25 protein-coding genes and 1 tRNA gene are annotated in these 26,420 nt (G+C 67.5%); 9 read left to right on the forward strand and 17 right to left on the reverse strand.

The window, feature by feature from the left end; translation table 11 throughout:
• Positions 1 to 9: 9 nt before the first annotated feature.
• Positions 10 to 306 (reverse strand): hypothetical protein, encoded by a 297-nt coding sequence (locus DR_RS16590; protein ID WP_234944660.1) that lies wholly within the window; start codon positions 304 to 306, stop codon positions 10 to 12.
• A gap of 91 nt (positions 307 to 397) precedes the next feature.
• Between DR_RS16590 and DR_RS01700 the strand changes: the two genes are divergently transcribed.
• The gene (locus tag DR_RS01700) at positions 398 to 820 is read left to right on the forward strand and encodes a gamma-glutamylcyclotransferase family protein (protein ID WP_027479599.1); all 423 of its coding nucleotides are present in this window, start codon (positions 398 to 400) and stop codon (positions 818 to 820) included.
• Between the two features lie 121 nt (positions 821 to 941).
• Here DR_RS01700 and DR_RS01705 read toward each other — a convergent pair whose 3' ends face one another.
• Positions 942 to 1,913, reverse strand: coding sequence for an NUDIX domain-containing protein (locus DR_RS01705; RefSeq protein ID WP_010886974.1), 972 nt, complete (start codon positions 1,911 to 1,913; stop codon positions 942 to 944).
• 51 nt (positions 1,914 to 1,964) lie between these two features.
• Here DR_RS01705 and DR_RS01710 point away from each other — a divergent pair, with 51 nt between their 5' ends.
• A complete protein-coding gene (locus DR_RS01710; RefSeq protein WP_027479598.1) occupies positions 1,965 to 3,488 on the forward strand; it encodes a hypothetical protein in 1,524 nt (507 codons plus the stop codon).
• 51 nt (positions 3,489 to 3,539) lie between these two features.
• On the opposite strand, the gene DR_RS01715 is transcribed toward DR_RS01710, so the two are convergent.
• Positions 3,540 to 3,740, reverse strand: coding sequence for a hypothetical protein (locus tag DR_RS01715; RefSeq protein ID WP_027479597.1), 201 nt, complete (start codon positions 3,738 to 3,740; stop codon positions 3,540 to 3,542).
• Positions 3,741 to 4,001: 261 nt separating this feature from the next.
• Here DR_RS01715 and DR_RS01720 point away from each other — a divergent pair, with 261 nt between their 5' ends.
• Complete coding sequence (locus DR_RS01720; RefSeq protein WP_164927946.1) at positions 4,002 to 5,873, forward strand: menaquinone biosynthesis decarboxylase; 1,872 nt, start codon at positions 4,002 to 4,004, stop codon at positions 5,871 to 5,873.
• The gene (locus DR_RS01725) at positions 5,870 to 6,505 is read left to right on the forward strand and encodes a DUF3885 domain-containing protein (protein ID WP_162177577.1); all 636 of its coding nucleotides are present in this window, start codon (positions 5,870 to 5,872) and stop codon (positions 6,503 to 6,505) included. Before DR_RS01720 ends, DR_RS01725 begins: the two co-directional genes overlap by 4 nt.
• Positions 6,506 to 6,551: 46 nt before the next feature.
• Here DR_RS01725 and DR_RS01730 read toward each other — a convergent pair whose 3' ends face one another.
• Positions 6,552 to 7,964 carry an esterase/lipase family protein gene (locus DR_RS01730; RefSeq protein ID WP_051618774.1) on the reverse strand — a complete coding sequence of 471 codons (1,413 nt, stop codon included), beginning with the start codon at positions 7,962 to 7,964 and terminating at the stop codon, positions 6,552 to 6,554.
• 379 nt (positions 7,965 to 8,343) lie between these two features.
• Positions 8,344 to 8,607, reverse strand: a complete 264-nt coding sequence (locus tag DR_RS01735) for a hypothetical protein (protein ID WP_234944661.1) — start codon at positions 8,605 to 8,607, stop codon at positions 8,344 to 8,346.
• A 37-nt stretch (positions 8,608 to 8,644) separates the two neighbouring features.
• On the opposite strand from DR_RS01735, the gene DR_RS01740 reads away from it, so the two are divergent.
• Complete coding sequence (locus DR_RS01740) at positions 8,645 to 10,081, forward strand: DEAD/DEAH box helicase (protein ID WP_010886980.1); 1,437 nt, start codon at positions 8,645 to 8,647, stop codon at positions 10,079 to 10,081.
• Positions 10,082 to 10,223: 142 nt separating this feature from the next.
• On the opposite strand, the gene DR_RS01745 is transcribed toward DR_RS01740, so the two are convergent.
• From DR_RS01745 to DR_RS01755, 3 genes are all read right to left on the reverse strand, one after another.
• Positions 10,224 to 11,792, reverse strand: a complete 1,569-nt coding sequence (locus tag DR_RS01745) for an acyl--CoA ligase family protein (protein WP_027479594.1) — start codon at positions 11,790 to 11,792, stop codon at positions 10,224 to 10,226.
• 141 nt (positions 11,793 to 11,933) lie between these two features.
• On the reverse strand, positions 11,934 to 13,730 hold the full coding sequence (locus DR_RS01750; RefSeq protein WP_010886982.1) for a hypothetical protein: 1,797 nt from the start codon (positions 13,728 to 13,730) through the stop codon (positions 11,934 to 11,936).
• Between the two features lie 69 nt (positions 13,731 to 13,799).
• Entirely contained in the window at positions 13,800 to 14,081 is a 282-nt protein-coding gene (locus tag DR_RS01755; RefSeq protein ID WP_234944662.1) for a hypothetical protein, read from the reverse strand.
• A 95-nt stretch (positions 14,082 to 14,176) separates the two neighbouring features.
• Here DR_RS01755 and DR_RS01760 point away from each other — a divergent pair, with 95 nt between their 5' ends.
• Together DR_RS01760 and DR_RS01765 are read left to right on the forward strand one after the other, a co-directional pair.
• Positions 14,177 to 15,355, forward strand: coding sequence for a M20 family metallopeptidase (locus DR_RS01760; protein WP_010886984.1), 1,179 nt, complete (start codon positions 14,177 to 14,179; stop codon positions 15,353 to 15,355).
• 124 nt (positions 15,356 to 15,479) lie between these two features.
• On the forward strand, positions 15,480 to 16,667 hold the full coding sequence (locus DR_RS01765) for a folylpolyglutamate synthase/dihydrofolate synthase family protein (RefSeq protein WP_034349521.1): 1,188 nt from the start codon (positions 15,480 to 15,482) through the stop codon (positions 16,665 to 16,667).
• Between the two features lie 120 nt (positions 16,668 to 16,787).
• Here the strand turns inward: DR_RS01765 and DR_RS01770 are convergent.
• A tRNA-Leu gene (locus tag DR_RS01770) sits at positions 16,788 to 16,870 on the reverse strand.
• A 167-nt stretch (positions 16,871 to 17,037) separates the two neighbouring features.
• Between DR_RS01770 and rpsO the strand changes: the two genes are divergently transcribed.
• Positions 17,038 to 17,313: a 30S ribosomal protein S15 gene (rpsO, locus tag DR_RS01775; protein ID WP_010886986.1), complete on the forward strand. Its 276-nt coding sequence runs from the start codon at positions 17,038 to 17,040 to the stop codon at positions 17,311 to 17,313.
• Between the two features lie 56 nt (positions 17,314 to 17,369).
• Here rpsO and DR_RS01780 read toward each other — a convergent pair whose 3' ends face one another.
• The 8 genes from DR_RS01780 to ccsA form a co-directional block, all read right to left on the reverse strand.
• Entirely contained in the window at positions 17,370 to 17,933 is a 564-nt protein-coding gene (locus DR_RS01780; protein ID WP_010886987.1) for a Rieske 2Fe-2S domain-containing protein, read from the reverse strand.
• A 4-nt stretch (positions 17,934 to 17,937) separates the two neighbouring features.
• Positions 17,938 to 18,960, reverse strand: a complete 1,023-nt coding sequence (locus DR_RS01785) for a c-type cytochrome (RefSeq protein WP_010886988.1) — start codon at positions 18,958 to 18,960, stop codon at positions 17,938 to 17,940.
• Positions 18,957 to 19,541, reverse strand: a complete 585-nt coding sequence (locus DR_RS01790; protein WP_162177576.1) for a cytochrome c-type biogenesis protein — start codon at positions 19,539 to 19,541, stop codon at positions 18,957 to 18,959. Before DR_RS01790 ends, DR_RS01785 begins: the two co-directional genes overlap by 4 nt.
• An 11-nt stretch (positions 19,542 to 19,552) precedes the next feature.
• Positions 19,553 to 20,119, reverse strand: a complete 567-nt coding sequence (locus DR_RS01795; protein ID WP_010886990.1) for a TlpA family protein disulfide reductase — start codon at positions 20,117 to 20,119, stop codon at positions 19,553 to 19,555.
• Complete coding sequence (locus DR_RS01800; RefSeq protein ID WP_010886991.1) at positions 20,116 to 22,110, reverse strand: heme lyase CcmF/NrfE family subunit; 1,995 nt, start codon at positions 22,108 to 22,110, stop codon at positions 20,116 to 20,118. Before DR_RS01800 ends, DR_RS01795 begins: the two co-directional genes overlap by 4 nt.
• A 159-nt stretch (positions 22,111 to 22,269) precedes the next feature.
• Positions 22,270 to 22,776, reverse strand: a complete 507-nt coding sequence (gene ccmE / locus DR_RS01805; protein ID WP_010886992.1) for a cytochrome c maturation protein CcmE — start codon at positions 22,774 to 22,776, stop codon at positions 22,270 to 22,272.
• Positions 22,773 to 22,901, reverse strand: coding sequence for a hypothetical protein (locus DR_RS17045; RefSeq protein ID WP_257726396.1), 129 nt, complete (start codon positions 22,899 to 22,901; stop codon positions 22,773 to 22,775). Before DR_RS17045 ends, ccmE begins: the two co-directional genes overlap by 4 nt.
• A gap of 1 nt (position 22,902) precedes the next feature.
• Positions 22,903 to 23,613, reverse strand: a complete 711-nt coding sequence (gene ccsA / locus DR_RS01810) for a cytochrome c biogenesis protein CcsA (RefSeq protein ID WP_010886993.1) — start codon at positions 23,611 to 23,613, stop codon at positions 22,903 to 22,905.
• Positions 23,614 to 23,922: 309 nt separating this feature from the next.
• On the opposite strand from ccsA, the gene lon reads away from it, so the two are divergent.
• The gene (gene lon, locus DR_RS01815; protein ID WP_010886994.1) at positions 23,923 to 26,388 is read left to right on the forward strand and encodes an endopeptidase La; all 2,466 of its coding nucleotides are present in this window, start codon (positions 23,923 to 23,925) and stop codon (positions 26,386 to 26,388) included.
• Positions 26,389 to 26,420: the final 32 nt, after the last annotated feature.

Consider the following 26,420-nt stretch of genomic DNA (forward strand, 5'->3'; position numbering starts at 1 on the left):
CCGCGCTGATCAGAAAGCCGGTGCCGATGCCGTCAGGCTCAGTGCAGTCGTTGACCGGGCACTGCTCGATGCGGACGTGGCGGGGCGCAGCTTGGTAAAGAGCGCTTGCAGGGCGGCATTTTCCTGCGCCGTGAGCGGCTTGACCGGCAGCCGCTTGGGGGGAGTGGCCATGGGCAGCGCAGTGCGCGGGCTCGGGGCCGCCGGGGGGGCAGTCTGGGCCTGTGCCCCCCACCCGGCGCCGAGCAGCGTGGCGCCGGTCAGAAGGCCCAGCAGCGTGACCTGAAGACCCGTAAACTTGGGGGACATGCGCGCCATTGTCCTGCGCTCAGGGCGGGAATTCTGTGTGTCGGCTCTCTGTCGGCCTGAGCGGCGGGCGGGTGGTCTAGAGTGCGGCTCTATGGTCCCACTGCTCCCCGTTTTCGTCTACGGCACCCTGCTTCCGGGCGAGCGCAACGCCCACATCGCGGCGCAGGGCGGCGAGTTCACGGTGCGCCCCGCCACGCTGCGCGGCTTTCGGCTCTTCGACCTGCGGCCCGAGAGCTACCCCGGCATCGTGCCGGGCGCGGCGGACGACCTGATTCACGGCGCGCTGCTGACCTACGGTCCCGCCGACTGGGAGCAGGCGCTGGCGTTGCTTGACGAACTCGAAGGGGTAGACGAAATGCCGCCGGTCTACACCCGCGAGCAGGTGCGGCTGACGCTGGAAGGGGGCGAGACGCTGACCGCCTGGGTCTACGTGTACGCCCTGGCTGACCGGCTACGGCAGACGGGCGCGGTTCTGGTGCCGGAGGGCGACTGGCGCGGGGTCGCGGACCGATAAAGCATTTGACAGAAAAAGACACCCTCACCCCTTGCTTCGCAAGGCCCTCTCTGCGGGGCAGCTCTTCGAGTCCCATCAAGGTAGAGGGTCAAAGACAGACCATTCTGTCAAATACTCTAAGTCAGGACTGCCCGAGCCAGAAGGCCAGGGCTTGCCGGGTGTAGGTTCCCAGCACGTCCACCCCCGGCAGCTCATCGGGCGCGAAATACCGCGCCTCGCTGAGTTCTCCGGCAGGGGGCCGCAGTTCGCCGCTCACGTCAGAGGCGCGGAGCAGCAAGCCCAGGCTGTCCCAGGTTTGCCCCTGCTGCTGAAAGCGCAACTCCGGCCCGGCGAGCAGGTGCAGGCGCTCGAGCCGCCTGGCCCGCAGGCCCGTTTCCTCAAGCAGCTCGCGGGCGGCACACTCCTCGAACGATTCACCGGGTTCGAGCTTGCCGCCGGGCAGCGTCCACTGGTCGGTCGCCTTATGGCGCAGCAGCAGCAGGCGGCCCGCCTCATCGGTCACCAACACGCTGCTGCCGGGCATGAACCAGAGCCGACCCCCAAGCAGGCGGCCCAGGTCGGCCCAGTACGTCGGGTCGGGCTGGCGCGGGGGCTGGGGCTGCATCGGCAATTCGGGGAGTCCGACGCGGCGGCGCAGCACGTTCAGGCTGGTGCGGTTGATGTTGCTGCTCAGCGGCGGTAGGTCGTCCAGCGCGCACCAGCGCAGCTCCAGCGTCTCGCCGCTGTCGTCGGGCTGAGCGTGGGCCAGCGCATCGGCGGGCAGCGTGCCGTGAAAGAGCGTGCCGACCAGATACAGCTCGTGTCCGTTGGGGTAGCGGGTGTAGAGGTCGGGGCCGCTCGTCAGGCCGTCGTGGACGCCGAGCCAGGTCAGGTTCCCGCATTCCAGGCCGGTTTCCTCCTTCAGCTCGCGCTGGGCCGCCGCCAGAAACGCCTCGCCGGGGTCCAGGCCGCCGCCGGGTTCGCCCCACAGCCCGTCGTCACCGCGCTTTTGCAGCAGCACTTCGCCGCGTTCGTTCTGGATGAGCACGCCCGCCGCCACCCCCAGCAGCGGACGGTTGCCCCACACGGCGCGCAGTTTCATCAGGTCGGACATGAGGGCAGTGTAGAGGCGATGGCCCCCTACCGGCGGGGAGTACAGTGGTTCATGACTTCTTGGCGCTGGCGGCTGACTTTCGCGTGCGGTGCGGGCGTGTGGCTGGGGGCCGGTGCCCTGGCCCAGACAAATAAGCCGGAGCCGCTGAAAACCACTGTCCAGACCTGCGGCAGTTATCAGGTCAAGATCACCGGCAATGGGTTCGGCGAACCGCAGGACACCCTGCGCCTGATGAAGGGCGGGCGGACCTACGCGACCTACCGCGACGAGGCTGTGTCCTTGGACTCCTGCACCGACCTGACCGGCGACGGCGTGCCCGAGGCCATCCTGACGCAGTATTCCGGCGGGGCGCACTGCTGCACCATGGGCCAGATCTACAGCCTGACCACGCCGCCCCGGCTGCTGCTGGAGCAAGGGCTGTCCAACTCGACCGGCTGGGAGATCGTGCAGCTCGACGGCAAGGGGCCCAAGGAATTGCTGACTTCCGACTGGCGCTTTGCCTACGCTTACGGCCTGAGCTACGCCGAAAGCCCCGCGCTGCCGCAAGTTTTGGCCTACCGGGGCGGGCGCTACGTGGACGTGACCCGCGAGTATCCGGCGCTGCTGCTCAAAGGAATCCGCGCCCCACAGCCTGAGGAATCGGTCAGCGGAACCTTCCTGTCCAACTACGCCCTGTATCTGCTGGCCGGGCAACCGCAGAAGGCCGAAGCCTACCTGCAAACGCTCCCGCGCCCCGAGCGCGAGTGGCTGCAAAACTATGCCCCCGACATCCGCCAGAACCTCAGCACGGTGGGCCTGGACGACTGGCCGCAGCGCGCAGGAGGACAGGGAGGAGCGAGCTGGCGCGACCTGCGCGGCGGGGCGGGCGGCTCGTTCACCCGGCCCGGCACGCTCGAATACCTCGGCACCACCGTCCGGCAGGGGAGGGGAACGGTGCGGCTCTACCAGCAGCGCGGGGGGCAGGTGGTCGCCTCGGCCCCACTGCTGAGCTTCCGCGAGCCTGCCGACCACCCCGAACTTGACCCGCTGGCGACCTTCACCGTGCGCCGGACCGGCGGGCGCGACGATGTGGTGCTGCGCGATGAACTCGCGGGCCGCGCCCAGCTCCGGGCCTACCGGGTCAGCCCGCAACGCCTCACCGAATTGACGGGAGACCCGCTGGGGGTCGCCGCCCGCCTGCTGAGCGACGTGGAAAACCTGGGCCGGCAGCGTGAGCGACTGACCGACGGCAGCAGCAGAACGGACACTCAGAAGCAGGCGCTCCAGGGCCGCATTGCTGCCGCGCTGCCGCGTGCCCAGGCGTGGCAAAAGACCTACGACCCGGCCTCCAAAACCCCACTCAATCTCGCAAAATTGGGGGTCTTCAATGTCCAGAGCGTGGAAGTGTACCGCGAAAACGCCTCCTCGGCGCTGGTCGCGGGCGTGGTCGAGATGGGTGATGTCGTGCCCGGCCAGGGCTATGTCCAACGGACGCGGCAGACCTTCGCCGTCTTCCTGGACAACAAGGGGGGCACCTGGCAGGTCACCCGCTGGCAACTGTCGCCGCGCCAGGGGGCCGGGCCGCTGGACCGCTGAATGAAAACCGGCCCCGCTCCTGTTCGGGAGGGGGCCGGTGAGAGGCAAGCTTTACTTCTTGCTGTCCTCGTCGGTCTGCTTCGTTTCGCCGCCTTCGTGGGGCACTGCGCCCAGCGTGGGGCCAAAGTTGGTGTTGGCGCCGTCGCTCACGCCGTCGGCGCGGCTGCCCTCGGGGGCAGTGATGTCGGCGGGGGCCGCGGTGTTCGTCTGATTTGTGGCCGTCTGGTTGGTGTTCGGTTTGCCTTCGCCCATGGTGGAACCTCCTGAGATTGAACTTGAACCGAGTTTAGAGATGGGGCGGGGCGGGCAGATGTGCGCTGCGTATAGGCGTTTTGTGGGATGTTTGCTGAACAAGTCCCCCTCACCCCAAGCTTTCGCAAAGTCCTCTCTGCGGCGCAGCTCTGCGAGTCCCACGAGGGTAGAGGGTCAGAAACACAAACCATTCCTATGTCACATGCCCTAGGCCCAGCCGTCGGCACCTTTGCCCCCCGCCCCGCCCACTATCCTCTGCTCATGTCCCGTCCTGCCCGGCAGTTTCCCGACATCCAGTCCTTCATGCGCGTGCTAGAGGAGCGCGGCGAGCTGCTGCGGGTCCGTGAGCCCGTCTCACGTGACCTGGAAATCACCGAAATCAGCGACCGGCTGGTGAAAAAAGGCGGCCCGGCGGTGCTGTTCGAGAACGTCGTCGGCAGCGACTACCCGGTGGTGATGGGCCTGATGGGCACCCGCGAGCGCATGGCCCTGGCGGTGGGTGTGAACGACCTGGACGAGCTGGCGCAGAAAATCCGGGCGCTGATTGACCTGGGCGGCGGGGGCAGCCGATTCGGCCTGCTGAGCAACCTGCCCAAGCTCAGGGACGCCATGAACCTGCCGCCCCGCCGCGTGAAAACGGCCCCGGTGCAGGAAGTCGTGTGGCGCGGCGACGAAGTGGACCTGTCCAAAATTCCGGTGCTGAAATGCTGGCCGGAAGACGGCGGCCCGTTCGTGACTTTTCCGCTGGTCATCACCAAAGACCCCGAAACCGGCGAGCGCAACATGGGCATGTACCGCATGCAGGTCATGAGCAAAAACACCACCGGGATGCACTGGCAGCGCCACAAGACCGGCACCCGGCACCTGGAAAAGGCGCGTCAGCGCGGGCAGCGGCTGGAAGTCGCGGTGGCGATTGGTGGCGACCCCGCGCTGATCTACGCGGCCACCGCGCCGATTCCGCCGGTGCCGGGCCTCAACGAATTTGCCGTGGCCGGGTATCTGCGTGGGCAGCGCTATCCGGTGGTGAAGGGGCTGACGGTGGACCTCGAAGTGCCCGCCAACGCCGAATTCGTGCTGGAAGGCTACGTGGACCCGCAGGAGGACTGGGTGGTCGAGGGGCCGTTCGGCGACCACACCGGCTTTTACACGCTGGCCGACCTCTACCCGCTGTTTCACGTGACCTGCGTGACCATGCGGCAAAATCCCGTGTACCCCGCCACCATCGTGGGCCGCCCGCCGATGGAGGACGCTTACCTCATCGAAGCGTCCGAGCGGCTGTTTCTGCCCGCCGCGCAGCTCATCGTTCCGGAAATCGTGGACTACCACATGCCGCCCGCCGGGGTCGCGCACAATCTGGTCGTCGTGAGCATCAAAAAAGACTTTCCGGGGCAGGCCTACAAGGTCGCCAACGGGCTGCTGGGGCTGGGCCAGATGATGTTCGCCAAGGTCATCGTGGTGGTAGACGCGGATGTGAAGGTCAATGACATGGACGCCGTGTGGCGCGAGGTGGCGGCCAAAGCGGTGCCCGGGCGCGACACCCTGACCGGACGCGGGCCGATAGACGTGCTCGACCACTCCAGCCGCGGCTGGGGCTACGGCGGCAAACTGATTATCGACGCGACCACCAAGCGCCCGGAGGAAACCGGCAGCGGCGTGAGCAGCCGTGAAGGACAGGCGGAGGACTTCGCGCCCGACGCACCGTTCGTGCCGTTCGCCTCCGCCGACCTGCCCACCTTCGACGGCGTGGTGGCGCAGCGGCAGACCGACGACGGCTACTGGTTCGTTGCCCTGAACAAGACCCGGCCCGGACAGGCGCGTGAACTGGCGCAGGCGTTCGCGGTCCACCCGGCGGCGCGGGGCGTGCGGCACCTCTTGATTGCCGATCAGGACACCGACGTGAACGACGCGGGCGACGTGTGGTGGACGGTCCTGAACAACATCGACCCCGAGCGCGACGTGTGGCACCTCCCTGCCGAGGCAGGCGGCGGAGGCCTCGCCTGGGACGGCGCCCGCAAATTGCCCGAAGAAGGTTTCGTGCGCGAGTGGCCGCAGAAGATCGTGATGGACGAGGCAGTGCGCCGCCGGGTGGACGCGCTGTGGCACGTGTGGGGCTTGCCGGAGCAGTGGCGTTGAGCCTTTTTGACGAGCTGGACGTGGTGTTTGGTCCCGCTGCCCTGGCCGACGCCCTGTTCTACCGGCACTCGCCCGCACTGCGGTTTGAGTTGGAGGGCGGGAAAACTTACATCGCTCAGTTTCTGCAAGCCGTGGACCGCGCCCGCACCGTGCTAAACGTGGCATTTGCCGGAATGGAAGCGGTAACGGCGGTGCTGGGGGTCTGGGGCGACGACCCGCCCGCGCAGCTCTGGGCCACAGCAGAGGCGGCGCTGCACGAACTGGGGATCAAGCTGCCAGCCCCCGAGCTATCAGCCTCCGAGCTTCCAACCCCCGAAACCCGCGTGCTGCACGGGGAAGAGGACACACAGGTCCTGTTCGCCTTCACGCTGTCCACGGCTCGACTGCCCGAACTGCTGTGGGGGAGCCTCGCCGCCGATTTGGGCATTTTCCCCCAGTTGAGGGGCCGTCTCTGGCTGGCGGCGCCCGAACTGGGTCTGCTGGCGTGTCCTTACGACAGCCGGGGAATGGACATGATCGGTCCCAATACGGCGCGGTTGGCCCAGCTCTACCACCAATTTGGCGACTGGCTGCTCGACCACGACCGGGCGCGAATGGCGGAGATGTTGTCCCCCGGCAGCAAAAAACCATGAGCCACCGGGCCTTTCCCCCGCAGCTCATGGCGCAGTCCCCTTGGGTTTACGGCAGGCTCGCCAGCCAGGCCGCCTGGTTGCGGTAGAAGGGGCGCACGTCCTGCAAACCGGGGATGCCGACAATCGCGGTGTGGTCCCAGCCGCTGAGCTTGCCGAGGTCGTACCACTGCCCCGGCTGAACGGGGCCGCCCGCGTAGGCGACCTCGCTCTGGCCCAATGGTGCGCCCTGGCTCTTGACCGGCACCAGGCCATCGTTTTCCCACCAAGAGGCGTCGTACTGGACCTTGCCCAGCGGTGAGCTGCCCGTCATGTTGCCGATGGTCTGGCGCATCGGCCAGGGGTAGGGCCAGGCGAGCGCGGAGAGGGGCGCGAACATCACCGGCATGGGGTAGGCCCAGCCGGTCACCAGACCCTTGCTGGTGGCGCTCGTCGCCCACGAGGCGTAGATGGTGTGGGTGCTGCGCCCGATGAACTGGTTGAGTTCAGCCGAGCCGTCCGAGCTGAGGTCGTAGGCGGCGTTGGAGTCGTTCTTGCCGAAGTGCGAGGCCATGACCCGGTCGAAGTAGGCGTCGAAGCTCTCGCCCGCCTGACGGCGCAGGCCCCACTGCCCGAGGTCGAAGTCGTACACCATGCTCTGCGACGAGACGCCGAGGCCCGCTGCCGCGTTCTTCAGCAGGTCCTTGAGCACCGGCACCATCGCTTGCAGGTTGTCGGTGGCCGGGGTGCCGCTGTTGGGCGTGCTGACGGTTATGACCGCCTTGACCCAGCCCACGCGCCCGCCGCGAAACAGGTTGTTGCCGTCGGCGTCGGCGGGGCTGCCGTCTTCGAGCAGCTTGACCAGCATCCGTGACGTTTGCCCGCCCATGCTGTGCCCCAGCAGGTTGATGGGGTGTGCGGCGTCCCACTGCGGGTAAATGCCGGGGTAGCATTTCGCCTTGTCGAAGCGGTTAAACCCGTAGCGCGCCGAGTACGCGGCGCCGTAGTCCACGCAGCCGCCCTTGATCTGCGCGAACAGCTCGGCGGCCCGCTCCCAGTTGGAGCTGATGGGCCCGACGCTCGCCGCCGACACCGTGTACCCCTGGCCGCGCAGGTCGCCGACCACGTTGTAAAGGCCGCCCCAGTAGGGCATCCCCATCATTTCGTCGGTGCCCCACCCCATCAGACCGTGCACCAGAATCAGCGGCACCGACTTGTTGAGGACCTGGGCGTGCAGCGGCTGACCGCCGGGGTAGGTCTGTTGCAGGCTGCTCGCCCCGAGTTGCCCCGAGAGCGGCTCAGGCGCCTGCGCGGGCAGCGCGGCCCGGCGAGCGGCGTAGCTGTCTTGCGGCTGCCCCGCCTGGGTGATTTGCGGGGTCGGGGCGGTCTGGGAAACAGCGGCAATGGGCGGCGTGGTCTGCCCGCAGGCGGCGAGCACGGCGGTCAGGGACAGAACGGCGGCGGAACGGAGCACAGGGTTCATAGCGACCTCGCGGCGAGAGCAGCGAGAGGTGGAAATGGAGCGGCCCACTCACTGCACTCTGTTCAAATTTTGACTGTGTCTAAAATCTAGGTTCATGGATTGACAGCGCTCGGGCGATGGTCTAGACAGCAGCAGGCGCTGGAGGAGAGGCGGGCAAAGGAGAGTGCGGTTCCGGATGCCCGGCGGGGAAGGTGCTACAGTCCGCAGCAGGACCCCCACCCGCGCAGCTTTGTGGCCGTGTCCAGCCTGAGAGTGACCCCGCAATTCGGCGAAGTGGCGCCAGGCTGTCAGGAATTTCATTTTTCCTGCCCCCCCCATTCGGGCGACCATCGCCCCACTCCTCGGCGTCTGCGCGTGCGTGAGGCGGAGAAAGCAGATGTCAGATCAGAACGAACGCCGCAGCGGCCCCCGTTCCCAGCAAAGCCGTGGCGCGCAGGGACAGCAAAACAATCAGAACCAGCAACAGAACCGGCAGAACAATGGCCGTGGTGGGCGCCCCCACCAGAATGGCCGCCCCGGCCCCGCGCCGCTGCCCGAAGCCCGTATGGCCTTTGGCGAGAGTGGCGACTGGGAAGCCGAACCGATTCGCAACGGCGACCGTGCGCCGCGCCAGAGCCGGGGCCAGCAGGGCAGCCGGGGTCAAAACAGCCAGAGCCGCCAGCAGAGCCAACCCCGCAGCAGTGAGTCCCGCAGCAACGAGTCCCCGCCGCCAACGTCAGGACGGACGCCAGCCGCAAGCCGCTCAGCAGGCCGACCCCGCGCCGCAGCCGACCATGATTTCGCTCGCCAGCCCCGAGGAGTGGCGCAAGCTGCTCGGAGAGCGCGAGCCGACGCCCGTGCAGGCGAAGGCCATTCCCGAACTGCTCGCCGGGCGCGACGTGATCGCCACCGCCCGCACCGGCAGCGGCAAGACCCTCGCCTTCCTGATTCCGGCGGCGGCGCGCGGCATCGGCGTGACCGGCAAGACGCGCGGCATGGCCCCCGAAGTCCTGATCGTCTCGCCCACCCGCGAACTCGCGGTGCAGATTCGGGACGTGGCCCGCGAACTCGGCATGACGGCGGGGCGCATTACCGGGGGCATCACGCCCGCCGCGACCACCCGCGAAGCGAGCAACAAGGGCGTGGTCAGCGGCACGCCGGGCCGCCTCAAGGACCTCATCGGCAAGGGTGAACTCAGCCTCGCGCACGTCAGGTACGTGGTGCTCGACGAGGCCGACGAACTGCTCTCGCTCGGCTTCCTCAAGGACGTGGAGTGGATCGTGAACCAGGCCCGCGCGCAGGCCCGGGGCGGCGAGATTCAGGTGGCGCTCGCCTCGGCCACCTTCCCCGAGGAAGTACGCGGCGTAGCGGCGCGGGTGCTCAGAAATCCTGTTCGCATCGATATCGAGCCGCCCCGCACCGCCGAGGCCGCTCCTCTGAAGGCCGGGGAAGTCGTGGCCGCGGGCGAAGGCCGCGCCGAGCACGTCGCCCGCGACACCACCCGCGACGAGGTACTCGAGCACGCCGCCGCCGAAATCCGCGAGGCGCTGCGCGAGCCGGGCGGCTGCGTGGTGGTCTTTTGCCGCACCAAGGCGCTCACCAAGCGCCGCGCCGAGAAGCTCGGGCAGCTCTTGCCGCATGAGGAAGTCGTGCCGCTCGAGGGCAACATGGACCAGCGCAAGCGCGAGCGCGTGATGGACAAGCTGCGTGACGGCACCGCCCGTGTGCTCGTCGCCACCGACATCGCCGGGCGCGGCATCGACCTGCCTGAAGTGCGCCTCGTCATCCACGCCGATGTCGCCACCACTTCCGAAGACCACGTTCACCGTTCGGGCCGCACCGCCCGCGCGGGCCGGGGCGGGCGCAACCTCGTATTCATCATCCCCGAGCAGCGCCAGCGCTGGGCGCAGGTTCGCCGGGGCCTGCCCGCGCACCTGCACCCCCCCAAGACCGCGCAGGAACACCTGATCGACAAGGACATTCAGGAAAAACAGGGCCGGGGCAGCGGCAACGGCGTGGACCCGGTGCGCTCCGGTTCCGGGCGCTCAGGCGGTGGCCGCGATGGAGGTCAGCGCGGCGGCTCCGGGCAGCGTTCGCAGGGCCAGGGGCGGGGTGGGCCTCGCGGCGGACGTCGCTAAACGTCAAATAAAAAAAGGAGCCCAGGCGACAGCAATTGCCTGGGCTTCCTTCTTGCTTGTGTCTTTCCGCTCATACGGCTTTAAGGAGATGGACGGGCATCCGGCGCCTTTCCGGATGTTCGGGAATCGGATTAAAACCTTATCAGTTCACGCCCCGCGCCTTCCCCTGCCACAGCTCGGCGCGCAGGATGAACTTCTGGAACTTGCCGCTCGCCGTCTTGGGCAAATCGTCGCGGAATTCGTAGTGCTTGGGGACTTTGAAGCCCGCCAGATGCTCGCGCACATGCGCCGTGAGGTCTTCGGGGGTGACTTCCTGGCCCTGGTGCAGGGCGATGAAGGCGCAGGGCACCTCGCCCCATTTCTCGTGGGGCATGGCGACCACCACGGCTTCGCGCACGGCGGGGTGGGCGTAGAGCACCCCTTCGACCTCCACGCTGCTGATGTTCTCGCCGCCCGAGATGATCACGTCCTTGTTGCGGTCGCGGATTTCGATGCGCCCGTCGGGGTGCACCACCGCCACGTCGCCGGTGTGGAACCAGCCGCCCTCCAGGGCTTTGGCGGTGGCCTCCTCGTTGCGGTAATAGCCTTTCATCACGAGGTTGCCGCGCACCATGATTTCGCCCAGCGTTTCGCCGTCGCCGGGCACGGGCCGCAGCTCGGGGTCCAGCACCTCCACCTCGCCCGCCAGAATCATTTCCACGCCCTGCTTGGCGATGAGGGCGGCGCGGCGCGGGGTGGGTAACTCCTCCTGCTGCGCCGAGAGTTCGGCCACCGTAATCAGCGGGCTGGTTTCGGTCAGGCCGTACACCTGAGTGACGTGAAACCCGAGCGCGTTCATGTCGGCGATGATGCGGGCGTGGGGCGGGCTGCCCGCCGTCGCCACCCGAATCTGGCGGCTGAGCGGGCGGGCGTGCGCCGGGTCGGTCAGCATGGACAGCACGGTGGGCGCGGCGCAGAGGTGGGTCACGCCGTGCTGCTCAATCGCGTCGTAGGCGGCGTCGGCGCGGACGGTGGGCAGGGTCACATGGGTCGCCCCCACGCCGAAGGGGCTCCACACGCCGCCCCAGCCGTTGGCGTGGAAATCGGGCAGAGTGTGCAGGTAAACAGTGTCCTGGTCGGCCTTGAAGTAATAGATCGTCTCGATGGCGTTGAGCATGGTCGAGCGGTGCGTCATCATCACGCCCTTGGGGTCGGAGGTCGTGCCGGAGGTGAAGTTGAGGGTGATGGTGCCGTTCTCGTCTTGCACCGGCAGCGGCAGCGGCGAGTCGTCCTGCGCAGCGAGCTTCGCCTCGAAGGCTGTTCCGGCGCCCCGCGCGTCGCCCATCACCCAGACTTCGATGCCGAGCCCGGCGGCCACCTCGCGCACCCGGTCGTGCAGCGACTCGTCCACCAGCAGCAGCCGCACCTCGGCGTGCCGCAGCTGAAACTCGTATTCCTCGGGGGTCAGGCGAGTGTTGAGCGGCACCAGCACGCTGCCCGCCCAGGGCACCCCCGCGTAGGTCAGCAGCCCGCCGTGCGTGTTGGGCGAAAGCACCGCCACATGCTGCCCGCCGTAGCCTGCCGCCTGGATCGCGCGGGCAAGCTGATAAATGCGCCGGCCCCACTCGCGGTAAGTGAACCGGGGCCCGCCGGGTTCAATCACGGCGGTGTGGTCGGGATAGAGCTTGAGGCCCCGGCGGACCAGGGTCAGGGGTGTCAGGGGCGTGTTCATGGGCAAACCTCCAGCACAGGGGTGTCAGGTTGTGAGATGTCCCTAATCTACGCCCTGCTTAGCGCCCGGCGCCTCAGAGGTTTAGCCCGCGCGGTGGCTGAGGTTCCTGGGCAGCAGTTGCAGGCAGCGAGCTGCGGAGGTTCAGTCGGCGCCCACCCGTACCGCGAAGACCTGCTCCTGGCGCAGCAATTCGCGGCTCTGGTCGTCCCAGACGAGCACGCGCAGGGTGTGTTTGCCGGCTGGGAGTGGCGGCACGCGGAAGCGATGGGGGAGGGTCTGCTCGACCGGCACGTTCTCGCCGTCCACCGTGAGTTTGACGCCTCCCACAGGCCGCGCCGTGACCAGCCACAGCGCCCCGCTCAGCGTCCGGTCCGCGTCCGGCGTGCCCCAGGGCCGGGCGGTGGGCACCTCGCAGGTCGGGCAGGTGGCGATTTTCCAGCTCTGGAAAAAGGCGGGCATTTCGCGCACCTGCTCGAAAGTCCGCCACTTCGCGTCGCTGGCAAAGAGGCGGTAGTCGTTGCGCCGCGTGGCCGCCTTGCCGTTGTCGTCGCCCCCGTGCATGTCCACGTCCAGCCAGTTGATGTTTTTCAGCCGGGGGTACTTGAGCCACGCGCCCCAGTACACTTCGCGCACCTGCTGGGCGGCGAAGGCGCTGAAATCGCGCTCCGGCGCGGCCCCGCTGCGGTTGGATGCGGCGTACTCCGAAAGTTGGATGGGATGGCGCGGCGCGTACTGGCGGTAAAAGCCGTCCAGCACGTCGAGCGGGTGCGCGGTCAGGCGCGGTTTATTAACGTCGCCATTCTCGAACGGCACGCTGTAGAGGCTCAGCCCCGCCCAGTCCACCGCCGCCGGGCCGGGGTAGTACCCGGCGATCTGGGCGAGGTCGCCGGGCATCGGCATCCACACCAACGCGGTGTTCGGCGCCTCGGTGTGCAGAATCCGCGCCACCCGCGCGAAGGTGCGGCGGTAAAGCGCCGGGTCGCGGCCCCACTCGTTGTGCGGGTCGTTCATCTCGGAGCCGAAGCGCACGAAGATCGGCAGGCCCGCCGCCTTCGCCTGCCGCGCAAAAGCGTGAATCACGTCGTCGGAAAGCTGCGCGAGCGGCATGCCCGGTTCCAGCGCGAGGTGCAGCGCCATGCCGTTTGCCCGCACCGCCTGCGCGAAGCGGCCCGGAAAAATGACAGCGGGGTCGTCCGAGCGGCTGAATTTCCAGTAGCGAAAGGCCACCGCGAAGGGCCGCAGCTTCGGCGCCATTCGGGGTGGCTGGCCCCACGCACCCTGCACGCCGTCCGCCCCGGCGTAGATGCCGAGCAGCACGCCGCGCGGCGGTTCCAGTCGGGCGAGGTGCGGCGGGGCGGCACCCACTTTGGGGACCACGCGCCGCACCTCCAGCCTCTGCCGAAACGGCGCGGCGAGGTACTCCAGGGCGCGGGCCGTCTCGTCGTCCCCGGAGGCGCGGTAGCGGGCCGCCGCCTGCCCGTAGGCGCGGGTGGCCGCCGCGTAGTCGCCGAGCTTGACCTGCTCGTTGGCGAGCGCCCGCCAGTTTGCCGCCGAGGGATTGAGCGCCGCCGCCTGCGCGAAAGCCCGCGCCGCCTTATGCGGGTCGCCTGCCTCTCGCGCCCGCACGCCGAGGTCGTACCAGCCGTCGGCAGAACGCGGCAGCGGCGGGGTGAAGGTGACGGCGGCGGCCCGTATCTCGCCACTCGGCGGGGGCACCCGGAGCGCGGTGTTGGGGATGGGGCCGGGCCGCTTGTTCGCCGGGGGAGGAGCCGGCGGCTGGGCAGCGGCGGGCGGCGGGCCTTCACCTGTACGGGCCGCAGGCTGACCGGCAGACGGCGGCCGGGGCAAGGTCAGGTCGCCGCTCTGACTCGCCCGCCACAACCACACCCCGGCGCCGAGCAGCAGGCCAAGCAGGGCGAGGCGCCAAAAAACCCTCACGCGCCGGGGTCCACGGAGGGTGAGGGCAGGCAGCTACCGCTGCGAGCAGCTCAGGCTGGCAGTTCTGGCTCAGAACCAGCCCTTCTTCTTAGGCGCCTTGCCGAAGCGCTTTTGCGCCTGCCCCAGCACGAAGTCGAAGGCCTGGCCGCGCTTGCTCGGCTTGTAATACTTGCCGCGCCTCGCTTTTTGCTGGCCGCGCAGGTAGGCGGCGAGTTCAACCGCAATCGGCACGTAGGCGAGCACCTTGGTCAGGGTCAGGCCCCCACGCTTGGGCGCGGCGCGAGATGGACGTGTGCCCCCACGGGCATTGAGGGTGCCTTTGACAGGACGGGCAGAACGGGTCGGTTTCACGCTTCCTATTACGCGGCAGGTCCCCGAAAAGTTGCTGAGCGGCGGGTGCAAACAGGTTGGGAATTGGCGGGGGCGGCCTCTGCTAGCCTGGGGGCATGACCGCAACCGAAGACCGCGTGTCGGCCCTGCGCCCCCAGCTCGAGGCGTGGCGGCGGCACCTGCATATGCACCCCGAACTCAGCTTTCAGGAGTTCGAGACGGCCAGGTACATCGTCGGTGAACTGAACAAGCTGCCCGGCCTCGAAGTCTCGCAGCTCACGCCCACCAGCGTGCTGGCGGTGCTCAGGGGCGGCCAACCTGGCCGGACGGTGCTGCTGCGGGCCGACATCGACGCGCTGCCCATTCAGGAAGAAAACAGCTTCGAGTTCGTCTCGCAGAACCCCGGCGTCATGCACGCCTGCGGCCACGACGGCCACACCGCGATTTTGCTCGGCACCGCCCAGCTGCTCGCCGAGGACGCCGCAAACGTGCCCGGCGAAATCCGCATGATTTTCCAGCACGCCGAGGAAAACGGTCCCGGCGGCGCCGAAGAACTCGTCATGAACACGCCGCTGATGGACGGCGTGGACGTGGTGACGGGCCTGCACCTCGACAGCCAGCTTCCCGCCGGACAGGTGGTCGTCAAGGCCGGCGCCTTCATGGCCGCGCCCGACATGATCGAGCTCACCATTCGCGGCAAGGGCGGGCACGGCGCGCACCCCGACGAGACGGTGGACCCTATCGCCATTGGGGCGCAGGTGGTCACCAACCTGCAACACGTCGTCAGCCGCAACGTGAGCGCCCAGGACGCGCTGGTGGTCAGCATCACCTACTTCCAGAGCGGCTCCACCCACAACGTGATTCCCGACACCGCCCGGCTGATGGGCACCGTCCGCACCTTCGACCCCGACCTGCGCCGGAAAGCGCCGCAACTGATCGAGCGCGTCATCAAGGGCGTGTGCGAGGCGCACGGCGCGACCTACGACCTGAAGTACGAACTCGGCTACCGCCCCGTCATCAACACCGAGTGGGTGGCCGAGGAACTGCGGCAGATTGCCCTGAACACCGTCGGCGCCGAGCACTTTGCCGAGGCGAAGGCCACGATGGGCGGCGAGGATTTCAGCGCCTACCTCGAAAAAGCCCCCGGCGCCTACTTCAACGTCGGCTCCGGCAGCGACGAGCACGACAGCCGCTGGCCGCATCACCATCCGCGCTTTACCATCGACGAACTCAGCCTCGAAACCGGCGTGAAGATGATGCACGCGGCGGCGCTAAAGCTGGCCCAACCGCAGTAAGGCCGAGTCTGGCTCTCTGGCGCCCTGCCCCCGGTGATGCGGGAAAGCAGGGCGCTTTGCCGTGTCACAGAGCAGATGGCGAAAAACACGCTATCTCTATGACAAATGCTCTAGCGTATCGTCCATGCCTGACCCGCTCCCCGATTACGACTGGCTCTACGCCCAGACCCGCGCCGGGCGGGAGCGGGGGCCCGGGCCGGCGCGGGCGCTGCTGGACCGCCTCGGCGCCCCGGACCGGAAGTTTCAGACCATCCGCGTCGTCGGCACCAACGGCAAGGGCAGCACCTGCGCCATGCTCGAAGCCGGGCTGCTGGCGGCGGGGGTGCGGGCCGGGCGCTTCACCAGCCCGCACCTGCACGCCTACGAGGAACGCATTCGGGTGGGCGGTGAAAATCTCGACCCGGCGCGAACGGCACAGTTCATCGACTGGGCCAAGCAGAACGCGCCCGGCGAGGCCTTTTTCGACCTGACGCTGGCCCTCGCCTGTCAGGCTTTTGCCGAAGCCGGGGTGGACTGGGCCGTGATGGAAGCGGGCGTCGGCGGCGTGAGCGACGCGACCCAAGCACTCGGCAACGTGCGGGCGGTGGCGCTGACCAATGCCGACCTCGACCACACGGCGACGCTCGGCCCGACCATCCGCGACATTGCCAGCGATAAGGCGGGAGTGGCGCAGGCCGGGGTGCCCCTGCTCACCACCGCGACGGGCGAGGCGCTGGATGTGGTGCGCGAGGTGGCCGCAGAACTCGGCGCCCCGCTCTTCACTCCGCAGACGCACCCCGACCTCTTCGCCGTGCCCCACGCCCCGAGCCTGAGCGGGCCGCATCAGCGCACCAACGCCGCGCTTGCCCTCGCCACCTTGCGGGTGCTGGGCTTTGAACGTGGCGCCGAGGCGGCTCTCAATGCTTCCCACCCCGGACGCCTGGAACGCTTCACCGTCGCGGGCAAAACCGTGCTGGTGGACGGCGCCCACAACCCACACGCGGCCCGTGCGCTGGCGGCGGCGGTGCCGCAGGCCGACGTGTTGCTCTTCGGCGGCCTCGCCCGCAAGGACACGGCGGCCACGCTGGCGCCGCTGCTCCCCATCGCCCCTGAGCGGGTCTTCACGGCTCCCAGCGACCTCGCCGCGCCCCCGGCGGAACTCGCGGCGGAGTACGGCGGTGAGGCGCGGAGCAACCCTGCCGAGGCGCTGCGCCTTGCCCTGGCACTGACGCCAACGGGGGGAACCCTGCTGGTTGCCGGGAGCCTCTATCTGGCAGGCTTCATCCGGGAGGAACTCGCCGGGAGTCCATTGGCTGCCTCAGACATAAAGTAAAAAGCTGTTAGTGAGCCGCCCTTTTCTGGCTGCTCCAGCTAGACCGGAGACACTCCAAATCCCTCTCAATCAGGTGACAAAACGAAAGCCGCCGGACTCCTGAGAATCCGGCGCTTTGTTTGGTGCTCGAGATGGGACTTGAACCCACACGGTTACCCACACGCCCCTCAAACGTGCGCGTCTACCAATTCCGCCACCCGAGCACAGTGAGAGGCGAGAGAAATATTAGGCGGCGCAGCCCAGATTGTCAAGCCGTGGCCCCTTGCCCCACTGACCTCCCACGAAGTATGCTGATGTTTGCCGCCGTTACGCGGTCGGGGGCCCTTCCCTGGCTGAGACGTGCGGGACTTCGTAACCAGGAGAAATACCAATGATCGACAAACAGCAAGTGATTAGCGACAACGCCGCCGGCGCCAACGACACCGGCAGCACCGCCGTCCAGGTGGCCCTGCTCACCGCCCGCATCAACAACCTCGCCGGGCACCTCCAGACCAACAAGAAGGACAAAGCCGGCCAACGCGGCCTCCAGCTGATGAACGGCCAGCGCCGCCGTCTGCTGAAGTACCTCGAGCGCACCGACTACGACGCCTACATCGCCCTGACCGACAAGCTCGGCATCCGCCGCGGCCAGCGCATCGTTCGCTGAGTTCAGGCTCTCCAAAAAGTCCCCCGCCACTCGGACGGGGGATTTTTCGTTGGCCTTTAGCTGTCTTTCCCTACTCGGGGGTCGGGTTCCAGACCATGCGCGTAGAGCGTGTCGCCCTCGGCACGCAGTTGCACGCGGGCGAGGGGAAAGAGCGCCTTGCCGAACACGCTTTGCCCCTGTTGCTGCGGGTCGAACACGCTGAAATGGCAGGGGCAGCCCAGCATGGGGTGGTCAGCGCGGTAGCTGTAGGTGAGGGCCAGCACCTCGGTGTCCTCCACCGGATTGACCTGACATCCCAGGTGGGTGCACAGCCGCGAGTAGGCCGCAAAATGCCGCCCCCCCACCGTCACGCTGGTCGGCGTGGGCGCAGGCAGTTCCATGACCAGGCAGGGCGTTTTGCGGTATAGGAACTCACGGAAGGAGTAGGGGCCTTTGAAGTCGCCCAGACGGGCGATGGCCTGCCGGGGGCCGGGCTGGTAGTTGGGCGGGCCAGGCGCGCTCTTGTCGTAGGTAACGCGCCGGGCATAGTTCGCCATGTAGCCGAACGCCCCCGCCGTGCCCACCACCGGCAGCACCCACCAGTAGCTCAGCAGGGTGCGCTTGGACTCGTCTACCGCCACGCCGTCACCGCCAGTCCTGGCCCTGCAAGGTCTTGACCAGCGCGTCGAGCTGTTTGCCCCCAAGCTGCGGGAAGGCGGGCATCCCAGCGGCGCCGTGCAGCACGATCTGGCGCAGCGCCGTTTCGTTGCGCAGGGCGGGCGAGCCGATCAGCTTGGGCCCGGCGCCGCCTGCGCCCTTCTGCCCGTGGCAGCTCGCGCAGTTCTGGGCGAAGACCAGCGCGCCGTCCACCGTGCCGCCCACCTTCGCCTGATACTCCACGATCAGATCGTCGGCCTCGTGCGAGTCGGGGGCGAGCTTCTGGTAGTTGGTCAGCACCGTGAGCGCGTCCTGATACTGCCCGAACGCCCCCAGGCCGTAGCCGTAGAGAAGCTGGCCCTCGGGCGACTGCGGGTCGAGCTGCGCAGCGCGGGCAATAAAGCTCAGGCCGTTTTCCGCCATCTTGGGGTCGGTCAGCAGGAAATACCCCACCCGGCGCATCGCCCTGGGGTTGTCGCGCTCTTTGAGCAGCACCTGCGTGTACGCCTCCGCCGACTGCCGGTACTGCCGGGCGTCCCACGCCGCGTCGCCCCAGGCGAGGTAATCCGCCGTCTGCCCCGAGCGCTTGGCCTGGCTGGCGAGCACCGGCAGCCGCGAGGCGTTGGCAAGCTGCGTCTGCTCGGCGGGGGAGAGGCCCAGGTTGCGCCATTTCGGCAAGAAGGTAACGGTCCCCACGCCCAGCAGCAGCGCCACGCCGAGCAGGGTGACGGCGGCGGCAGGCAGCGCGGGCCGGGCCTGTCCGGGCTTCGGCGCGGGCGGCAGGGTGTCGAGTTCGTGTAGCACCTGCGTCAGCCGCACCTTCTCGCGGGTCAGGGTTCCGGCGTCGGCGCCCTGCGATTGCAACTCGCCCAGGTTGCTGAGCAGCAGTTCGCGCTCCTCCTCCAGCTCGGTGCGGCGGGTATCGGCGGGCGTCACGCGGGCCGGGGCCAGGATGGGCCGCAGCAGGAGCGCAAAGGTTAATAAGCCCAGCGCCAGCAAGACATACATCATGCTTGTTCCTCGCGTTCACGCAGGAGCGCGGCAATCCGGCGCTCGTCCTCGGCGCTCAGCGTTTCGACGGGCTCGCGGCTGGCGCGGCGCAGGTAGCCCTGCCACAGCCCGGTGCCCAGCACGAGTGCCCCTACCGGGAAGCCCCACAGCAACCAGTTGATGCCTTTTTTCGGCGGTTCCATCAGAATCCGTTCGCCATAGCTCGCCACGAAGCGCCCCAGAATCTGCGACTCGCTCTGGCCCTGGCGAATGCCGTCACGCACCTCGTTCATCATCTGGCGCGAGATGTCGGTCTGCGACTGCGCGATGCTCTCGCCCGAGCAGACGGGGCAGTGCAGCTTGGTCCCGATGCGTTCGGCCTGCCGTTCCTGCTCCACGCTGAGAGGCAGGGGCGCGGTGCGGTCCACTTCGGCCACCCCAGTCCGCACCGAGTCGGCACGGCCCCGCTGGTCGGTGTCCTTGGGCGCGGCCTGCGAGGCGGCCCCCTGCGTGGCGTTCTGCTGCGCGGGCGTGGTGGTGCCCTGGGCCAGGACTGGCGAGGCGAGCAGCAACGCGGTCAGGACGGCTTGGGCGCCCTTCATCCCCTTACCCTTCATAACCCCGCCTGCTTCAGCGCCGCGCGCAACTCGGGTTCCTCGATGGGGCCGTCCTTGATGTGCACGACTTTGCCCTGACCATCCACGATGAAGGTGATGGGCAGCTTCCCCACGCCGTAGCTGAGGGCCGTGCGCGAGCCGGGGTCGAGCAGCGCGGGGTAAATCAGGCCGTACTGGTCCATGAACCTGCGGGCGTCCGCCGGCTGGTCGTTGTAGATGACGCCGAAAAACTCGGCCTTGCCCGCCGTCTCCTGCGACAGTTTGGAAAACAGCGGCGCTTCCTGACGGCACGGCACGCACCACGACGCCCAGAAATTGATCACCACCGGCTTGCCCTGGGCCGCCGTGAGCGCGTGCGTGCGCCCGCCGAGGTCTTCGAGCGCGAAGGCCGGCGCGGGCTTGCCGAGCAGCGCGGGGCCGCCCTCGGGATCGGGGGTGAACAGGCCGTAGGCGAGCAGGCCGACCAGCCCGACCATCACGGCGGGGACAATCCAGCGGGTCCAGGAAGCGCGGCGCGGTTGGGGAGAAAGCGACGGGGAAGTAGGCGGAGTGGGCGAAGTCACGCTGTCACCCCTTCCAGCCCCCGTGCCGGGGCACGGACCGCCACCGTCTCGCGCACTGGGGCCGTCACGCTCAGCGCCGTGCCGAGCAGCAGCACCAGGCCGCCCCACCAGATCCAGCCGACCAGCGGCGAGTCGATGACGGCCACCGTCGCCCACTGCTGGTTCACGTCGCCGCTGAGCAGCGTCACGTAGGTGTCGCCCATCAGGTGATATTTGACGGCGGGCATGGCGACCTGTTGCGGCATGTTGACGTAGGTGTTGAGCTTGGGCATCAGCGTTTCACTCCCCGCCTGCACCGTCGCCACAATGGACTGGCGTTCGGGGCGCTGCTCGGTGCCCAGGTTCGTCAGCGTCAGGGTCTTGCCGAGCACGGTTTGCGGCACGTTAGGGCGCAGGGTGACTTCCTGCCGCGCCTTGTAGGTGCCCGAAAAGCCGATGCCGATGGCGATGAGCACGATGCCGAGGTGAGCGACATACGCCCCGTAGCGCCGGGGATACTCGCGCACCAGTCCCGGCAGGGCGCCCAGACCGCCACGGGCGCGGGCGCTGCCGGCGACGAGCTGCCCCAGCCCGACCACGTTGTACGCGCACAGCCCCAGCGTGAGTGCCAGCCCCACGTTGCGGACGCCCAGCGCGAAGGCGAGCACCGTGCCGACCACGGCGGCGGCCACCGGCCAGCGGGTGAGCGCCCACAGGCTCCGCAGGTCGCCGTTGCCGGCCTTGCGCCAGGGCAGCACCGGGCCGACGCCCATCACCAGCAGCAGCAGCAGGCCCAGCGGAATGGCGAAGTAGTTGTAGAACGGCTCGCCCACGCTGGTGCGGATGCCGCGCACCTCCTCCACCAGCACCGGAAACAGCGTGCCGAGCACGACCAGCAGTCCGAACACCACGAAGACCACGTTGCCGCCGAGCATAGACCCCTCACGCGACAGCGGGCTGTCGAGGCTGTGCGGGTCGCGGATCTGCGGCAGCCGCCACGTCGCCAGCCCCACGCCAAGGGCCACCAGCAGCACGAAAAAGCCCAGGAACACCGGGCCGATGGGGCCGTTGGAAAAGGCGTGCACGCTTTCCACCACGCCCGAGCGCGTCAGGAAGGTGCCGAGCACGGTGGCGGCGTAGGCGAAGACGATGAGGTAAATGTTCCAGGTCTTGAGCATCCGCCGCCGCTCCTGAATCTGCACGCTGTGCAGGAAGGCGGTCGCCAGCAGCCAGGGAATGAAGCTGGCGTTTTCCACCGGGTCCCAGGCCCAGTAGCCGCCCCAGCCCAGAATCTCGTAGCTCCACCAGCCGCCCGCCACAATCGCCGCCGAGAGAAAGCCCCACGCCACCAGCGTCCAGCGCCGGGTCTGCACCAGCCACGACTCGCCGAGCCGCCCGGTGATCATGGCGGCCACCGCGTAGGCGAAAGGCACGCTCAGGCCGACGAAGCCCAGGTACATCAGCACCGGGTGCACGGCCATCATCCAGTGGTTTTGCAGCAGCGGGTTGGGCCCCCGTCCTTGCAGCGGCACGTCCACCACCGGGGTAAAGGGACTGGCGACCGTCAAGTTCAGCCCCACGAAAAACACCACCGAGAGCGCCATCGTCGCCAGCACCCAGGGCCGCAGCACGTCGCGCCGGGCGGTCAGGCTGACCAGGAAGGCGTAGAGCGACAGAATCCACGCCCACAGCAAAATCGAGCCTTCCAGCGCCGCCCACAGCGTGACCCATTTGACCCACAGCGGCGAGACGGTCATGGAGTGCTGCGCCACGTAGCGCACCGAGAAGTCGTCGGTCAGGATGGCGTATTGCAGCAGAAGGGTGGCGACGGTCATGAAGCCGAAGTTGCCCCACAGCGCATACCGGGCCATGCCGGTCAGCCGCTCGTCGCGCCGCACGCCCCCCAGCACGCCGGACACCAGCGCGACGAGCGCAAACCCCAGCGCGAGCAGCAGCGAGAGCGACCCGGCAGCGCCGAGCGGCGAAAAGTTGTATCCGAGGAAATCAAGCATGAGACTCCGTGGGGCAGCAATTTATAAGGGCTGAGGCTTGAGCTGTCTTCGACCCTCTCCCCTTGTGGGAAAGGGCCTTGCAAAACGAAGGGGTGACTTGCAAAGCTGCGGAGCAGAGGGGGCGTCCAGACCACTATCTTTCCCCACCGCCCCACCCTCTCAGGGCTTCGTGCTCTGGTCGTTGAGAATCTTCTTCAGGTCGTCCTGGCTGTACTGTCCCTCGCCCTTGCTGTCGGCGGCTTTGTACTCCTCCGAGTGCTTGACCAGCAGCGACTTGCCGTGAAAGACGCCCTGTTGCATCTGGCCTTCCATGACCACCACGGCGTCGTTGCGGAACATGTCGGGCACCGCGCCCTGGTACTGCACCGGGTAGGCCACCTGCCCATCGGTCATGTTGAATTTCAGCGCCAGGGTGTCGCGGTTGTAGACCACGTCCTTGGCGAGGCCACCCATCCGCAGCGTTTTGCCGGCGAACTTGGCGGTGTCCTGCTGGTACTCGCTCGGCAGCACGTAGTACACGAGGTTGCTGTTGGCGTTGCCGAGCACCATGTAACCGATCAGGCCCAGCACGGCGGCCCCAGCGACCAGGAGGGGCCAGCGGGGGCGTTCGCGCCGGCGAGCGGGAGGCAGCGGCGTTCCGGGCAGGCCGCTGGGCGCGGTGGTCATAACCTGTCCTCCTGCTCCAGCCGTCCCGCCTCCAACCGCTTGAGGCGCGCGAGCATCCAGCCCACGTACCCGAAGAGGCTCACGAACGTCACGCCATAAACCCAGGCGACAAAAGTGGTGTACATATCAGACGCCTCCCTGACGGCTCAGGCCGCGCAACTCGGCTTCGTCGCGCGCGAGTTCGAGGGCTTCCTCGCGCTTGGCCAGAATGCCGCGCAGCCGCACCAGAAAGAAGTAAAGCACCGTAAACGCCGCCAGCATGGTGAAAAACGCCTGCAGCATTCGGGGGTCGGCGGCGAGTTCGAGTTTGCCCAGAATCTTGACGGTGGCGGTCTGGTGAATGCTGCGCCACCAGTAGACGCTCATGTAGTTGACGGGAATGTAAAGCGTGCCCACGATCCCCAGCACGGCGGCCACCCGGGCGCGGCGGTGCGGGTCGTCGATCAGGCCACGGATGATGAAGTACCCGAGGTAGATCAGCAGGCCCACGGCGGTGGTCGTCAGCCGGGGGTCCCAGGTCCAGTAGGTGCCCCAGGTCGGCTTGGCCCACAAGCTGCCGGAAAACAGCGCCAGCGCCGTCATCAGCACCCCGAGTTCGGCGCTCGCGGCGGCCATGCGGTCGAAGCGGGTGTCGCGCCGGACCAGGTAGATGAGGCTGTAGATCATGGTGCCGACATACGCCATGTAGCTCGTCCAGGCGGCGGGCACGTGCAGGTAATAAATCCGGACGAGTTCTTTCTGGTTCACGTCCGGCGGTGAGGCAAAAGCCAGATACAACCCGGCCAGCAGCAGCAGCAGGCTGAGTCCTCCAAGTGCAGCAGTCAGGCGGTCCTTCATAGGTCAAGCCCGAGTAGACCATGAATCGGTTAGGCATTTGTCTATGGGGCACTCATGCGGCGCGGCGGGCGGGGTGGCCCGGCTCCCTCAACTTCCGCTCAAGTTTCTGTGAGCTTCGTGATAGTGAATTTGCCGTACTGTACGCGCTCTAAGCGTGTTGGCTTACCCTGGTAAGCACTTGCCTGAATGACGAAAACTTGATATATTTGCACTCAGGTTTTTTGGTAAGACATCTTTTTGGGCTCCAGGCCCCCTTGCCAAGCCACCCCTTCGCGACGGCCCCCTGCGGGTCAAAAGGAGCGTCAACGGATGCCCGACAGCACTGCCCTTCCGACCACCATCCCCGTCTGCCCGGTTCGCGGCAGCGTCATTTATCCGACCATGGTGCAGCACATCGATGCCAGCCGCGCCATTTCCATCAACGCCATCGAAGCCGCCATGAGCGGTGAAAAGGTCATCCTCATCGTGTCGCAGCGCGACAAGGACGTGGACGACCCCAAGGGCGAGGACCTCTACGACGTGGGCACCGCCTGCAACGTGCTGCGCGTGCGCAAGAACCCCGACGGCACCTTGCAGATGCTGGTGAGCGCCGTGGCCCGCGTGCAGGTCAGCGCCTATCAGCTCGGTGACTACCTCACCGCCGACATTGAGCCGCTGGACGCGGGCAAGTCGGGCGGCGTGGAGCTGCAAGCCCTCTCGCGCGAACTCAAGGACAAGTTCGAGACGGTCGCCAGCGGTGGACGCATCAACGCCGAGAGCGTGCAGACCATCAACTCCAAGGACGACATCGGGGAGATGGCCGACCACATCGCCTTCAACCTCGATTTCAAGCTCGAGGACAAGCAGGCGATTTTGGAAGCCGCCAACGTCACCGAGCGCCTGAAAAAGCTGCTGACCCTCCTCGACACCGAGCAGGAAGTCCAGGCGGTGCAGGCCAAGATTCGCGCCCAGGTCAAGGAAGAAATCGACAAGAACCAGCGCGAGTACTACCTACGCGAGCAGATGAAGGTCATCCAGAAGGAGCTGCAAGGCGGCGACGAGGAAGAAGGCGACGAGGCCGAAGCCTTCCGCGCCAAGATCGACGCGCTCGGCCTGAACCCCGAGGTCAAGAAGGAAATCGACCGTGAGGTGAACCGCCTCGCCCGGATGCACCCCGACGCGGCCGAAGCCTCGGTTATCCGCACTTACCTGACCTGGGTCACCGAGCTGCCCTGGAACGAGCGCTCCGACGACCGCCTCGACGTGGAAGAAGCCGCGCAGGTGCTCGACGAGGACCACTACGGCCTCGAAAAGGTCAAGGACCGCGTGCTGGAGTTCCTCGCCGTGCGCCGCCTGCGTAAAGAGCGCGCCGAGCGCGGGGAAATCAGCGCCGAAGAAGTCAACAAAGGCCCGATTCTGGTCTTCACCGGCCCTCCCGGCGTGGGCAAGACCTCCATCGCCCAGAGCATCGCTAAGTCGCTGGGCCGCAAGTACGTGCGTATTGCCCTCGGCGGCGCCCGCGACGAGTCGGACATCCGGGGCCACCGCCGCACCTACATCGGCGCCATGCCGGGCCGCATCATCCAGGGCATCCGCACGGCGGGCACCAAGAACCCGGTGATTCTGCTCGACGAGGTGGACAAGCTCGGCAGCTCGTACCAAGGCGACCCCAGCTCGGCGCTGCTCGAAGTGCTCGACCCCTCGCAGAACCAGCACTTCACCGACCACTACCTCGGCGTGCCGTTCGACCTCTCGGAAGTCATGTTCATCGCCACGGCGAACTACCCCGAGCAGATTCCGGCGGCCCTGATGGACCGCATGGAAGTCATCGAGTTCAACTCCTACATTGAGCAGGAAAAACTCGAAATCGCCAAGCGTTACCTGCTGCCGCGTCAGCTGCTGCAAAACGGCCTCAAGCCCAACCAGATCAGCTTCTCCGACGCCGCCCTCGAAAAACTGATCTCGCACTACACCCGTGAAGCGGGCGTGCGTAACCTCGAGCGCGAAATCGGCACGGTGGCGCGCAAGGTGGCCCGCAACATCGCCACCGGCAAGACCAAGCGGGCGAAAGTGACCGACAAGGAGCTGGAAAAGTATCTCGGCCAGCCGCGCCACACGCCCGAAACCGAGAACATGGAAGACATGGTGGGCGTGAGCACCGGCATGTTCTACACGCCCGTCGGCGGCGACATCCTCTTTGTGGAAACGAGCATCATGACCGGCAAGGGCGGCGGCCTGCTGCTCACCGGGCAGCTCGGCGACGTGATGAAGGAGTCGGCTCGCGCCGCCCTGACCTACGCCAAGAGCAACGCCGAACGCTTCCACATCGACCGCGAGAAGCTCGACAACAGCGAAATCCACGTCCACGTTCCGGCGGGCGCCATTCCCAAGGAAGGCCCCAGCGCAGGCGGCGCGATGGCGACCTCGCTCATCTCGGCGCTGACCGGCATTCCGGCGCGGCACGACGTGGCGATGACCGGCGAAATGACGCTGACCGGGCGTTACCTCCCCATCGGCGGCCTCAAGGAGAAGGTGCTCGGAGCCCGACGCGCGGGCATCAAGCACATCATCCTGCCCAAGGCCAACGAGCGCGACATCAACGACATCCCGCTGCACCTGCGCTCGAGCATGCGCTTCCACCCCTGCGAAACGGTGGATCAGGTGCTCGACGTGGCGCTCGTCGGTGGCCTCAAGGCCCTCGAAACGCCCCGCACTGACAGTCAGGTGACGCCCCCGGCAGACAGCGGCAGCAAGGGCCGCAAGACGGGCCGCCGCAGCCCGGAAGCGCGGGCCTAAGCCTCGCTGAGCAGTAAAACAACTCCCTCACC

The sequence above is a fragment of the Deinococcus radiodurans R1 = ATCC 13939 = DSM 20539 genome, from assembly GCF_000008565.1.
GTDB classification, from domain to species: Bacteria; Deinococcota; Deinococci; order Deinococcales; family Deinococcaceae; genus Deinococcus; species Deinococcus radiodurans.